Source organism: Anaerotignum sp. MB30-C6, assembly GCF_030908465.1.
Classification (GTDB): domain Bacteria; phylum Bacillota; class Clostridia; order Lachnospirales; family Anaerotignaceae; genus Chakrabartyella.
This window is the reverse complement of sequence record NZ_CP133078.1, coordinates 1483554-1497499: the sequence shown is the minus strand read 5'-3', so window position 1 is coordinate 1497499 and position 13946 is coordinate 1483554. Positions and strand designations below refer to the sequence as shown.

Sequence of the window (13946 nt, the reverse complement as noted above, 5' to 3'; positions counted from 1 at the left end):
AAGAGGGACTTTTACATGGAATATAATGATAATTTCAAAAACATACCAAGTCAAGCTCTTCAGCTATTGGAAGTGATTGAAGAACTGTTTGAAAATCAGTTGATAGGTATTTATCTATACGGTTCAGCGATACTCGGGGATTTGCACATTGACAGTGATGTCGACATTTTAGTTATTATTAACGGTCATATGTCAGAAGCAATGCGAAGTGAGCTAACAAAGCGGTTAATGCTTATATCCGGGAAAATTGGATGCAGCGATAAAAGACCACTCGAAGTAACGGTAGTCAATCTGAAAGATGTTGCCCCGTGGCGTTTTCCACCGAAATATGAGTATATGTATGGGGAATGGCTACGTGAACAAATGGAGGCTGGGGATATCCCACAGGCAGATTATGACCCTGATGTAGCTATTCTCTTATGGCAGGCAAGAAGTTATAGTTTATCTTTGAAAGGGCCAGAAGTAATGAAAATAATAGAGCCTATCTCCAAAAAAGACATTCAAAAAGCAATTAAATGTTCATTACCGAGCTTGGTTACCAGTATCAAAGGTGATGAAAGAAATGTGCTTTTGACATTAGCCAGAATGTGGTTTACAACCTCTACAGGCGAAATTTGTACAAAAGATGCCGCAGCAGAGTGGGCAATTCCCAGACTTCCCCAAAAACTTGCCATGTTACTGGAAACAGCTCGTAAAGCATATTTAGGGGAATGTGAGGATTGCTGGAATGATTTAAATGCAGAGATAACTTCACTTGTAACATTTATGAAGCAGTCCATCGAAAAATCGCTTAACAGAGTAAAAGATTATGATTTGTCACATTGAATTCTTTATAACGTAAGAACCGCCCGACGGAAATAAAAAAAACCGTTGTTGTGGCGGCAAGTTTATTATGCGCCTAAACAGAATAGAGTTAACCTAACGGCGGTTTTGAAATAACAATCAAAGCCGCCGATTTTCTTTTTCAAAAATGGATTTACGGAGGGTATGTTAAAGTTGCCCTTTTTTTGGACACGGCGGTATCAAGGAGGTATCGCCGTGTTAATTTTTCATCGACAAAACTTGACAATTTATAGCTTATTAAAAAAAGCTTATATTCCCCAATAGGATATAATGACCACAAACATGAACACACACATCATTATATAATTGCTAATAATTCCCTTATGTCCGATTGCGCTATGCAGCCGGACTCTTTTGTGTTTATAGAGCTTCACTGCCGCTCTCCACCACTATCCTTTCGATTTCAGCAAACTCAAAAAATCGAAAGGATGGTAAAACCATGAAAACAATTAATTTGAAAGATTATTATCCCTACTATACACAAGAACAGAGTCCGCATACGAAAGAAAAAAATACCGCTACAAAGCGTACTACTCTCTTGATCGTAAAGATGGAATTGAACACGACATCTTGTTTATATCTCTTTCACCCGATGAGATTTACGAACGTAAGCTCACAAGTCAGCAGCTCCATTCTGCCATTGCTTCTTTGCCGGACAAGCAGGCAAAACGGATCTACGCTCATTATTTTATGGGCATGAGTAAGACTGCCATTGCCGAAGCAGAAGGTGTAAGTGAAAAAGCTGTCCGTATTGGTATAGAAAGAGGATTACATACCATAGAAAAAAAATTAAAAAGTTTTTTCTAAATCACGTTCCGTTTCCTAAGGAAAAAAGTCAGGGTATATAGAGGGAGGTAAAATCCTTCCCCATGTTCCTTGACAACCGAATATACGGTATTTTGAGTACGAAACTTATGTGGCTGAAAAGCAAAGCGACATAATGGGCATCGCCATGATGACTGCTGTAACACTCTTGCCAAAATAGGAAACCAAATAATTGATTAGAGCCTTTATGAGCATGGATATTCCAGTAGTCGAAGCGATAAATGCAGCCATTAGACCGAGCGGTAGCACGTTCGCCGCAATGACCCCATAAGGGACAATGATACTTCGTGACGTTACGCCCCCAAGACGATAGAAACAGGGGGAGTTCCTGCGGTATGCGTGGCTTTTGAAAGGACAAGCTACGGTACAACGGGGCTATGATAGCTGTGCCAACAGCAACTCAAAATATCCCCTTTGTCGGGGTGCGTGGCAAATACGGCAAACAGGTGAATTTAATCGCACCGCACTTTTATTTAAAGTAAATTTGCGGTGCGTTTATTTATGCTATTTATAACGTGATGACAAACTTTTCATAAATAACAAAATTGCTTATACTCTATGTAAGCAATGCACTTGGAGGTGATTGCGAATGGAAAATGTCAAAAATATCCCCAGTGATGCTATTAAAGCTCCTGCCCCCAATCATAAATTTGAGAAAACAAAAGCATATCAGGATTTCATAAATGTGCTTTCTCAGATTATCGAAAAGCATGGTGCAGAAGTTTTAAATGAGATAAATCGTGCTGAATAGAGATGTTTTCCAATAATTTATTGGAGGTATGACTATGAATAGGAGTGGAAAAAGATGTGTACTTTACCCTCGTGTAAGTACCGAAATGCAGGTTGACGGCTTCAGCTTGGACGGACAGAAAAACAGCTTAAAGCGATTTGCAGATAGAGAAGAAATGGAAATCGTAAATATTTATGAAGAGGCAGGCAAGTCCGGCAAGTCCATTGAGGGCAGACCTGCCTTTAAACAGATGCTTAATGATATTGAAAACGGATTGAGCATTGATTATGTCTTAGTTTATAAGCTCTCTCGCTTCGGGCGAAATGCCGCAGATATTCTTAATTCTTTGGAGCATATTCAATCCTTTTGTGTGAATTTGATTTGCATTGAGGAAGGAATTGACTCATCGCAGACAAGCGGTAAACTTTTAATTTCTGTGTTGTCTGCTGTTGCTGAAATAGAGCGTGAAAATATCATTGAGCAGACTATGAACGGGCGAAAGGAAAAAGCCCGTCAAGGCGGTTGGAATGGTGGCTTTGCTCCCTATGGCTACTATCTCAAAGATAAGCAGCTTTTTATCCAAGAAGATGAAGCTGAAGCGATACGCATTATCTTTGATAAATATGTAAATGGAAATATGGGATTTTATAAAATCGCCAACTATCTTAACTTGCAGGGTATTCAAAAAGTCAAACGGGATAATGGTACGCTAACGCAATGGAGCACCCATTTTATCAGAATGATAATCGACAATCCTGTGTACTATGGAAAAATTGCTTTTGGCAGACGCACAAGAGAAAAGGTCAAAGGCACTAAGAATGAATATCGCCAAGTACATCAAGATGACTACATTCTCGCAGACGGTCAGCACGATGCTATCATCAGTGAGGAGCTATGGAAACAGGCACATGGAAAGCGAGAAATAACAGGTGTGAAATCTCCCTCTAAAATTGGTCGGGACAGAGCACATTTGTTAAGTGGTATCTTAAAATGCCCTAAATGTGGCGGACCGATGTACACCAATAAACACGCATGGACAAACAAAGACGGTACATATAAAGAGATTTATTATTATGTGTGCAGCAAGGCTCGCACCGCCAGAGGAAAAAGCTGCGACTACAAAGCAATGCTTAAAAAAACTGACATTGAGCCGCTTGTCATTGAAGCAATCCGAGAGCTGATTAAGAATGAGAATTTTGCAGCCGAAATAAAATCAAAAATAGGGAAACAGATTGATACCTCCACTCTTGATAGAGAGCTGAAAAATTACGAAGGTAAACTTAGAGAAGTAGATTTGAATAAAACTCGCCTTGAAAATGAAATTGACAGCCTGCCGGAGGATACCCGTTTCAGAGAACGCAAGCTTCACGATATGACCCTCCGGCTTGATGGTCTATATGACATCATTGTAGAGCTTGAAGAAAAAATCGAGGATGTAAAGCTCCGCCGCAAAGCCGTGGAGCAGGATGCCATTACCTTGGAGAATATCTACACCCTGTTGGCAAACTTCGATAAGGTATATGACAAAATCAGCGATGAAGAGAAAAAATCCCTAATTTCTTCGCTAATCAAAGAAATAGAGATTTTCCCATGTGATGAATCAGAGCTACCTCTGAAGTCCATTTTATTCAATTTTCCAGTTTATAAGGACGGTGGAGATGTTTGCGAATTTTTGTGGGACAAAAGTACGCACGTCTCAACGTGCCTTGAGGAGACAATAAGTATACAGCCAAGACCTATTAATTCCTTGGCGGCACCCTTTTTTCTTGAAAATCTCAAGTGATTTATTGTCCTCAATCGACCGTTGAACCTGCACAATTTTATCAAAAGTCAAAATTGTACGCAATAAAACTTTCAAACGATAATAATTTTGAAGGCTTTATTCTGAACAATTTATTTAATTGTTAGCATAAATCTTTCACCAATGTCATTCCAGAATGGAACTTAATTTCTATTTGCTTGGTATTTAATGCAGTAATTGAAGCTACGATATTGCTTAACCTAATCTGTTCAATGGATTTTGGGGTGATTTGCTTATTCATAAACGCCTTTTTGATTCGGGCAATATCCTGTAACTCCATTGATGATAAAGTGCTTTTATCAGCGGCAAGCAGGGAAGATAAGCTATCCACCAACACATCATACACCAACTTTTCTTTCAAACTGCAAGATATCTTACAGTTTGGTGAACCGGTTTTTATCCTTTCCTTACATCTCCAGACTGCTATTTTTCCATCTTTCTTATTGTGCCATATACAGCGTATATAACTACTTTCGCAATCACCGCAAGTAATCAAACCACTTAGCGGGTATTTAGAACTGTATTTAAGCCCACGCTTCTTGCGCATTTTCAGTTCTTCTTGTACCTGAGCATACTGCTCTCTGCTAATGATTGGCTCGTGATTGTTCTTGATGTAATATCGCTTTACTATCCCATCGTTCATTACCTTTTTCTTGGTCAGAAAATCAACTGTATATGTTTTCTGTAGCATAGCATCTCCAATGTACTTTTCGCAAATAAGCATTTTGTGAATTGTTCCCGGATGCCATTTATCCAAGCCGGTAACAGTTTTAATGCCCTGTGCCTGTAGTTCTTTAGCGATGCAAGCAAGCCCTAATCCTTGTAAATACAAATCAAATATCTTTCTGACAACCTCCGCTTCCCCCGGCACTATGATCAGCTTTCCATCGGCATCTTTTGTATAGCCCATAAACTTCATATGATTTACTTGAACAATGCCTTGCTCAAACTTTCTAACAATGCCCCAACGGGTATTTTCACTGAGATTACGACTTTCTTCTTGGGCCTGACTGCTTAGTATGGTGATAAGTAATTCGCCAGTGCTGTCCATGGTATCAATGTTTTCCTTTTCAAAAACAATACGAATTTGCCGTTCTTTAAGCTCACGAATGATTCTTAAAAAATCAACGGTATTCCTTGCAAATCTGCTGATGGATTTTGTAAGAATCATATCAATTTTGTCGGCGTAACAGTCTGCAATCATATCGTTGAAGCTATCCCTTTCTTTGATGCTGGTTGCCGGCTTGCCTTGATCAGCAAATATGCCTGCAAAGCTCCACTTGGAATTGGCAGCTATCTTCTCAGTATAGTACTTCACCTGAGCTTCATAGCTGTTTTCCTGCTGTTCAAAGCGTGTACTTACCCTGCAATAGGCAGCCACTCTAAGTTGCTTTTGCTCCACTCTCACATGCCTATCATGCTTTGAATTTGGTGGAATAATTGTAATTTCCTTTTGTTCTGACATTTATCATACCTCCTTTAAGATATAGCTTATTATAGCTGAAATACTTTAAAGGAAGAAATGTTAGTTTTATTGCATGAGTTATTCTTTGGCTTGTTCTTCTAGCTCCATCAAAAACTTATCATAATCAGACATAAACAGGGTGTCCTGAACAATTCGATATTTTTCAAATTCTGTTTCTGCATGAAGTTTTGCCTGCTCCGCACTGATTTTTCCTGCATCTGTGAGGATTTCGTTTCCGTTAAACTCCAAAAAACCATCCAGACGCTTTGCCCAATCCTCCATGCCCATGGGGATTTGACGTTCTGCTTGCAGCTCCGCATAATCAAGATATAAGGATACAATTCGTTCCATATACGACATCTCTTTATCGTTCAGATAGTTTTTGGCAATTGACACATCTGCCTTAACAATTTTTCCGTCAGGAGCCTTATCCCATGTAGTCAGACCCATATGTTCTTTATCTGCATCGGCACGCTCTACAATCAGTTCTGCAGCTGTATGTCTGTGAACAGCCCAATGCATCTTATTCTGTACTGTCTGAAAGAATTTGCGAGTCGTTTTTGCATCCTTATCATAGTCAAACGCTGTAGAATAAAGGTCAGTAATTTTTTGATAGAACTTTCGCTCCGATAGGCGAATCTCACGGATATTCTGTAACTGACGCTCAAAATATTCATCTGTGAACATATGGCCTTTTTTCAGCCGTTCTTTATCCATTGTCCAACCTTGAATGGTATAGTCCTTTACAATTTGACCTGACCATTTACGAAAACGCACAGCTCGGTCATTATTTACCTTGAATCCAACAGCAATAATCAGCTGAAGATTATAATGGATGACCTCACGATTTACCTGTCGTGAGCCCTCCGTTTGAACTATTCGGAATTTCCGAATAGTTGCTTCCTCCATAAGTTCTCCATCGTCGTAAATCTTTTTAATGTGTTCATTGACAGTCGGTAAACTTACATCATACAACTGTGCTATCATTTTTTGTGTCAGCCATATATTTTCATCTTCATAGCGCATTTCTATGCTATTAGCGGCATCACCAACCGCAGCTACATAAGTCAGGTATTCCGCTGCAGAACTATGAATAGTTATTTCGTTTTTCTTTTTTTGCATGGTGCACCTCCAATCTGTAATTTTCTATCCTTTATGTTCTTTTCTTGTTCGTAAAATCAATGCCATGTACTGCAAATTTGCTGATGGATTTGGTGTAATAATTGTGATTTTCTTTTGTTCTGGCATTTGATATACAACTTAAAGGAAAATAGCATAAATAAACTATCCTAAATAATTCTTATTGAAAAAAGATATTTTTTGAATTAGCTTATCATTGTTTGTAATATTTGATAAATTTCTAATTCGTGGCTTTATCTCATCTAGCAAAGATAATACACCATCGGAGGTGATATTTGGCTGAATATAGCCAAGTAGCTCTTCATACTTCTGTCTGCATAAGGAAAACTGGAGTTTACTTTTTATTCCGTCATCTATAAATGAAGTCAATGCTATAAATGCCTGTTTAGGGTTAAAACCCTTTATTAGTTCGATGTAAATTGGCTCTGCCGACCATGCCACGCCATTACCATTTGTTAGAAATACAGAAATAAGAACTTTTACATACGGATAATTTAATTGCGCGGGTACTGTACCATGCGTGCCAATAACACTACGCAACTGTCTGGCAAACGATGGTTCGTTGTAAAAATTGTTCAAATTATTGTGAGCAACCATTAAATTATCTATTGCTGACTTTATTTGAGGAACCTTTACAGAATCAGGCAAATATGATAATCCGTCAACAATTTCCAAAAACCTTTTAGCTTCATTTTTAGTCTGATTATCTCCATTCGCTACATAAGTAGCATATCTTATTCCAAAGTCGGATTTGATTTCTTCCGAAATAACTTGCCATAAAGCAGGTGCAAGATTGTTTATATTTGTTCTCGTTTGCTGAGTAGTATTGTGATCTATATATATACCAAAAAAGCCTTTGGCTAAAGCATCGGCTTTATCATTACTAAGTTCCGTGAAAAATATGGTTATTGTTTCTGCCTGTTCTTCATCGATTACTTCAGATTTAATATTCGTAAGTAATTGATTTATTCTTACTTGTATATTTGAAGGAGGTGTAGCAATAACCTCTTTGATACATATCTCTAACCATGATATCAAGTTTAACCCGGTTAATTCCGCTTGATTTGGATGTGCTGCACTGGCCCAATTACGCATAAAGCGAATATAATCTAAATGCTTATAACCTATCTGCGAAATCAAGTCTATTTGCAATGCACCTTTGATTAAATCAAAATCATCTAACTTTAGCAAGTCCTCTGGAGACGAAAAATTTTTTCTTCTATCATCCGATATTACCACATCATAAAAATACTTAATATCTCCGTTGATTATACGAATTCTAAGTTGTTTGATTGTTTCATCCCATAGATAATTTAGCGCAGCATCAAATAATCCAGTTGCTACAGCCACAAAAAACTTAGAAAGATAATACGCATCACTCAATAGTGGTGTGTTCATTTTTTCTATCACATACGGCAAATTTCTAATCGCTACTTTCCTTTCATCAATTGAAGATAAAATATTTTCTGTAGGCAAACCAATTGCCTCCAATACTGATAAATGCATATTGTTTGAAGTTTCTATAATATTAGCAATTTCAGTGGGATTATCACGAATCGTTAATGCGTTTTCCATACGGCCTCCTATAATTTATATCAATAAAGTCTAATCTAATAATGATTGTATACTTGCATCTACATATTCCTCATACTTATCAAAACTCTTTTTTCCTCTTCCATCGCTATCATAATATTTCACGACTTTGAATGGAACACCAAAATCGCTTATTCTTCTTGCCTTAGGATTAAGTGCATTGTATTCGAGCTTTTGTAACAATAATCCTAAACCTGAAATTTCATCAATTTCTTTATTTTGCATTGTGGAAATTCTATATCGATAGAAAATATCAAAAACTCCTAAATATTTTACTAAATGATATTTAAAAACATTATATACATAGTCTGCAACAGTACGAATAGCTTCGTCCTTAGTTTTGGGTGAGTTTTTTCTGTCAGTATAATATTTCACCATTGACAAAAAGCCGCCATCAAGATATGAATTTAATAAAACAGTAATCAATGAATATGTTTGAGTATCGCCTGTTTTGCATTCAATTAAATTTTTAAGCTTATCTTCTTTCACTATTGGATCCACTATGTTCATAATAAGCTGGAACCCTTTCCAATCCAAACTACTTACATTGCTTCTTGCCAAAGTTACAGAAACATTTTTAATCTCCATAAGTTGAGATGGACTCAGGTTCATAATTTTAGAATATAGTATAAGCTTATCCTTTGGCCCAACCACTCTAAATGAATTAAACACTTCTGGTGGAATTCCAAGTTTATCAATTTGCTTCTGTATAAAATCCTTTTCTTTCTTATCTTGTTCAGATAAATATTTTTCTTTTGTTATTTGATAATCTATATCTGTTTTTGGTGAATCTTTATCATAATTTTTATGTGCGATATTTTCTTGATTTCCATCTGCAATTTCTTTGAAGTCGTTGTCTAAATCAACAACTCTGCCTAAGTAATGTTGTCCGAATCTTCCAGCTCGTCCAGCTATATTTTTAGCATCAAACTGTTTTAAAGGTTTTATCCCTTTTTTGTTAGAGGTAATGATTATATTCTTTGCAGTAGTATTAACCCCTTCAGTTATTGTTGTAGTAGAAAAAAGACATATCAACGCACCACTATTAAATAAGCTTATAATTTCTTTTTGAATATATTTAGGGACTAAACTATGGTGAATGCCGATTCTTGCTTTTAAAGCTTTTAATACAACCCAATCTGAGCCAAATGTGTTTTCTAAATGTTCAAGGAATATATAATATACATCAGGTGTATTTGCCTCACATCGTTGTTGAAATACTGAGATTAGTCTCTGGTTCTCTAGTAATAGCTTTGAGTATTCTTCAGTTTTAGTTTTTCTTCCGCAATAAATAATTGTGTTCTCTATGGATGAACTAATTGACTCTATGATTCTAGATATCTTTTCAGCCTTCTTAATTGATCCGATGGCTATATTTGTATTGCCAATAATGTACTCTCGCTGATTTTTAATAGTTTGATACGTTTTTTCTACAATCTCAAATTGATTGTATTTTAAAAATTTAAAACCATTGTCATTAGCAAAATTTATAAAAGATGCAGTTGTATTGCTTTTTAAGTCCGGCAAGGACATATATGGTCCCGCCAAAAGCATATCCTTGGATACAACACAAATAAATTCTAAAGCCAGCCTATATGCAGTATCACGTTCATTTTCTCCAGTAGTTTCTTGATCCATTATAAAGCTGTTGTCAATCTTATACACCTCATCTATAAAAGAAAAATCAAACTTTAATTTTAAATTTTTGTCCATGAATGAAAGGTATCTCTCTGGGGTAAAAATAAATACATTTTTCTCTTTAGAATTGTATTCTTCTTCGCTCAGTGAGTGTATTTTATATTCCTTAAAAACTGATGAATTCCTAAGCTTAGAATAATTTTCTGACAGCAAACTAATAGATGGGAAAATCAATAATACATTGTCATACTCCATTTTTCTTACTATTTCATAGACTAAAAAAGTTTTTCCGAACGAAGTCGGAGCAGTAAGAACAAAGCGATTACGTTTGTTATCCGAAAAACTGTCCAATACCTGCTTCTGATATCTGTGTAGTTTATTATCACCTTGCACTAGGCTCGCATCATAAAACAGAGCACTTAAAGACAACAAATTGATATTTTCTTCAGAAATAACCTCACTAGTATATTTGTTTTGCAACAAATCGTAATATTGTGGAATACCTGCTTCATTCGCTAGAAATAAAAGAAAATTTAAATCACCATCAGACAATTTCTCATCTTTTATATAATCAAAAAAACGGCACACTTCTTTTACAAACAAAGCAGCGTCATTTGTTCTTTTATAGTGATAGTATGATTTAATTATATTAGAGGTTCTTGTGAGTCTATCCATTCAACCACACTCTCCTTAATCTTCTTAACCTCTGATAAAGGAAGAAAAATAAAAAACAAACGATGCTCAAAACTCCCCGGTATTGTGACATTTAATCTTTTAAACTCAGAATCAATATGTTCAATACACTTTTTTATGCTTGCATGAAACTCATCTGACTGTTTTTGTTGATAAGCTATAAATACAGGGTATGTTAATCTAATCTGATGTTCTGTCATTTGTTGAGCTAAATTAATTTCCGGGTTTTCCTCCCACATATCAAGAATAGATTTTAATCTTGTGCTTGATGTAGTAAATCTATCCTGCCAATCAATAAGTGCTAAAAGGTTGGTATGTACATAATCATCAGATAAAGAAGTTTTTATCTTCGCTAAAACATCCGTTATAGGCTTTTTAAAATCAACATAGAACTTTGCTTCTCCCAGCCATAAATCAAGTTTTTCTTTATTCTCGACTATATGAAATGCATCAAATCCTTTAACTTCACTATTTTCTATAGGTGAATACAAATATCCTCTCGCTAGAATAACATTGGTGTTCAAAAAACATCTTAATATCAAATCAAGTAGAACTTCTCCATAAAAACCATACCTTATTTTAGCGGTTTTGCTTGCAGAGGGATCATAACGCATGCGACGCAGAATGACCTTTCTTTGCTCAAGAGCTAGATTGTCGTAATCGATGTCATATTGGTTTACAGCAAATTCAACTATTCCATTATATATTACTTTGGCTAAATCCTCGCTATTTTCATTTTTAAAGCAGATGTCGTTGTTTGTAGAAAGGCATGACTTATTAACCCCACTTTCATCGTGTGGTAATTTACATTCAATACATATAGTGTTTTTAACTACTTGCTTCAATGTATCTCTCATACCAAATCCACCTTAATGTCAATTAATTTCCCGAATTAAACTCTACAAGTTTCTCCCAATCAATGCTGCCGTCCTCATTGCAAAACTCATTTGTAAATTCCTTTACCAAACGGTTTGCAGCCTTTTGATAGGATTCATCAAAATCAGCAACATACTTCTCGGGAAGCTCTGCCATAAAGCGAATAAGTTTTATGTAGAACTCCTCATCACCCGTAAGTTCTGTCCAAAAGTCCTTGCCAGCTAACTCTTCATAGAATTTAGGCAAGCCACGATTTGTCGTTTTCTTCTTTCCATAACCATATCCGATAATCGGAACAAAGCGTTTCTTAGCCTGTTGTGCCAGTTTGCTGGCAGCCATAAAGTTTTGTTCTTGTTTTTTACGGCTGTCTGCATTAAATACGCTGGTGCCTGATTTTACAGCAATTGCATAGATGGTGTTATCTCTTTCAACCATAATATCCACACCTTCAGCCAAAGCCTTTTGGCCTTGGGCTGCGGCCGTTGCAATTGGCTCGAAAAACACATTTCCGAATATTGTTTCCTCCGAAGAAGAAACAAATGCCGCTAAGATCGCTTCAACAATTTGAGAAGCACCATTCATTGCTTTTGCACGGAAAAGATAGGGATTCTTTCTTTTTAAAACTTTCTTTATATTCAACGCATCAACCTTGGAAATAAGGCTGGTGTAGAAGTTATCTAAAGCTACCGCAATAGCTTGAACAATTTCTTCTTCGTTATAAGTTTCATTTATCGCCATAATTGTACCCCATTTCTATAGCATTTTTTATTCTGTTATGGACATCAGTCCCTCGAACTCGTTTTGTCTTTATTGTTGCGTCATTATTTGCAACGGATAGTAATGTCTGTCCCAAGGCTCTTGCAAGCCCAACCGGTACAGCATTGCCAATTTGTCTATACTTTGCAACAGTCGTACCTTTGAATATCCAGTCATCAGGGAACTGCTGTATCCTAGCATATTCTTTTACGCTTAATGGACGATTTTGCGTAGGATGGCATAGCATAGATGCCTTTTGCACCGGTGAAGTAACCAAGGTAGGTGCAGGCTGTTTATAATCCAGTCGGCGATAAAATCCCACTTTACCTCCGCCAGATTCATACGCTCCACCCATAGCAGCTTTAATTGCTTCTTCCGGCAAGCTACGCCAGTTGCCGCCCTGGGGTACCATCTTCAAATACTGCATACGTTCTTCGCTGAAGGAAGTGCATTCGCCATAATCATTTTCTAAATCTCCGATAGCATCATACAGTGTGTTCCAACGTAAATCTTTATTTTGATGCATCTGGAAATGTGACGGCATAGGCAAATAGATTTCTTCATGATCACGACTTCCAATGAGTACAAATCTTTCTCTGAACTGCGGTACTCCATAATTAACAGCATCTAGGACACCGTAAACAGTTTTATATCCCAATTTATTAAATTCACTTAGCACAACATCAAGCACTGTACCAAGCTGGTTTTCATACTCCATGTTATCTTTATCTCTGTCGGCAATAGGCGTATGTTTTAAAGGTGCTGACATAATGCCTTTTACATTTTCCATAACAAAGAACCGTGGTCGAATATAGCTTATCATTCTAATGAAATCCATAAACAAGCTACCTCTAGGGTCGTTGATTCCCAGTCGCTTTCCAGCTGTGGAAAATGGCTGGCAGGGAGGACCACCACAAATAAGAAATGGCTCACCTACAGAAAGTTCAGCCATATCTAAAAGTTGCTGCGGTTCTATTTCTTGTATATTACCCGGCACAACATTGTGCCCGTTTGCTCGCATCGTTTCGACACAAGATTTTTCAAAATCCTGTCCCACCTTTACGGTTAATCCGGCTTGAGTAAGACCAATATCAAGTCCCATTGCACCGGAGAACAGGGAAATCACATCCCGATTAGAGGAGTATCTCTCATATTCCATTATATTTGCTCCTCCTTATATTTCATCGCCATTATCCATGACGAACTTTCTTTCAAATTTACATGAAACAGCGTAGGCGATTTGTTCTAAATCTCCTACGGTAAAGCTTTCTCTTTTTAACTTTGCATTAAAATTCTGGGGAGATGTGCCAACTCTTCTTGCCAGCTCCGCCACACTTATATTTGAACGAACACATAAAACCTTTATTTGTTCCGACAATGTCATTTGCTTACCACCCTATCTGTATCTATAAAATTAACCATTTTAATTATAAACTTCAAAGTTTATATTGTCAATACAGTCCCTGTTATATATAGATGGATACGGCACTTTTTATTAAATTTTTTATTTCTACTGCCAACAATAAAACCCTCGGCAATCACCGAAGGCTTTAGTCTTAGCAGTTCCATCATAGGAGCGGGGAACA

The 13946-nt window shown here is 36.8% G+C and carries 12 protein-coding genes; 4 read left to right on the top strand and 8 right to left on the bottom strand.

Annotation, left to right across the window (positions count from 1 at the left end):
* The first annotated feature begins 15 nt into the window (after positions 1-15).
* The 4 genes from RBQ60_RS07650 to RBQ60_RS07635 all read left to right on the top strand — a co-directional run bounded on the left by RBQ60_RS07650 (position 16) and on the right by RBQ60_RS07635 (position 4181).
* The gene (locus tag RBQ60_RS07650; RefSeq protein WP_307885906.1) at positions 16-825 is read left to right on the top strand and encodes an aminoglycoside adenylyltransferase family protein; all 810 of its coding nucleotides are present in this window, start codon (positions 16-18) and stop codon (positions 823-825) included.
* 588 nt (positions 826-1413) lie between these two features.
* On the top strand, positions 1414-1650 hold the full coding sequence (locus RBQ60_RS15530) for a sigma factor-like helix-turn-helix DNA-binding protein (RefSeq protein ID WP_331654261.1): 237 nt from the start codon (positions 1414-1416) through the stop codon (positions 1648-1650).
* A 607-nt stretch (positions 1651-2257) separates the two neighbouring features.
* Positions 2258-2419 (top strand): hypothetical protein, encoded by a 162-nt coding sequence (locus tag RBQ60_RS07640; RefSeq protein ID WP_307885905.1) that lies wholly within the window; start codon positions 2258-2260, stop codon positions 2417-2419.
* A gap of 34 nt (positions 2420-2453) precedes the next feature.
* Positions 2454-4181, top strand: coding sequence for a recombinase family protein (locus tag RBQ60_RS07635; protein ID WP_307885904.1), 1728 nt, complete (start codon positions 2454-2456; stop codon positions 4179-4181).
* A 121-nt stretch (positions 4182-4302) separates the two neighbouring features.
* Here RBQ60_RS07635 and RBQ60_RS07630 read toward each other — a convergent pair whose 3' ends face one another.
* From RBQ60_RS07630 to RBQ60_RS07595, 8 genes are all read right to left on the bottom strand, one after another.
* Entirely contained in the window at positions 4303-5664 is a 1362-nt protein-coding gene (locus RBQ60_RS07630) for a recombinase family protein (RefSeq protein ID WP_307885903.1), read from the bottom strand.
* A 78-nt stretch (positions 5665-5742) separates the two neighbouring features.
* Positions 5743-6786 carry a virulence RhuM family protein gene (locus tag RBQ60_RS07625; RefSeq protein WP_307885902.1) on the bottom strand — a complete coding sequence of 348 codons (1044 nt, stop codon included), beginning with the start codon at positions 6784-6786 and terminating at the stop codon, positions 5743-5745.
* A 162-nt stretch (positions 6787-6948) separates the two neighbouring features.
* Positions 6949-8379, bottom strand: a complete 1431-nt coding sequence (locus tag RBQ60_RS07620; RefSeq protein ID WP_307885901.1) for a hypothetical protein — start codon at positions 8377-8379, stop codon at positions 6949-6951.
* A 30-nt stretch (positions 8380-8409) separates the two neighbouring features.
* Positions 8410-10710: a DEAD/DEAH box helicase family protein gene (locus RBQ60_RS07615; RefSeq protein ID WP_307885900.1), complete on the bottom strand. Its 2301-nt coding sequence runs from the start codon at positions 10708-10710 to the stop codon at positions 8410-8412.
* Positions 10680-11585, bottom strand: coding sequence for a HamA C-terminal domain-containing protein (locus RBQ60_RS07610; protein WP_307885899.1), 906 nt, complete (start codon positions 11583-11585; stop codon positions 10680-10682). The genes RBQ60_RS07615 and RBQ60_RS07610 overlap by 31 nt, the downstream gene beginning before the upstream one ends.
* Positions 11586-11607: 22 nt before the next feature.
* A complete protein-coding gene (locus RBQ60_RS07605) occupies positions 11608-12342 on the bottom strand; it encodes a PmeII family type II restriction endonuclease (protein ID WP_307885898.1) in 735 nt (244 codons plus the stop codon).
* The gene (locus RBQ60_RS07600; protein WP_307885897.1) at positions 12329-13519 is read right to left on the bottom strand and encodes a DNA cytosine methyltransferase; all 1191 of its coding nucleotides are present in this window, start codon (positions 13517-13519) and stop codon (positions 12329-12331) included. Before RBQ60_RS07600 ends, RBQ60_RS07605 begins: the two co-directional genes overlap by 14 nt.
* A gap of 15 nt (positions 13520-13534) precedes the next feature.
* Complete coding sequence (locus RBQ60_RS07595) at positions 13535-13744, bottom strand: helix-turn-helix domain-containing protein (RefSeq protein ID WP_307885896.1); 210 nt, start codon at positions 13742-13744, stop codon at positions 13535-13537.
* Between the last annotated feature and the right edge of the window lie 202 nt (positions 13745-13946).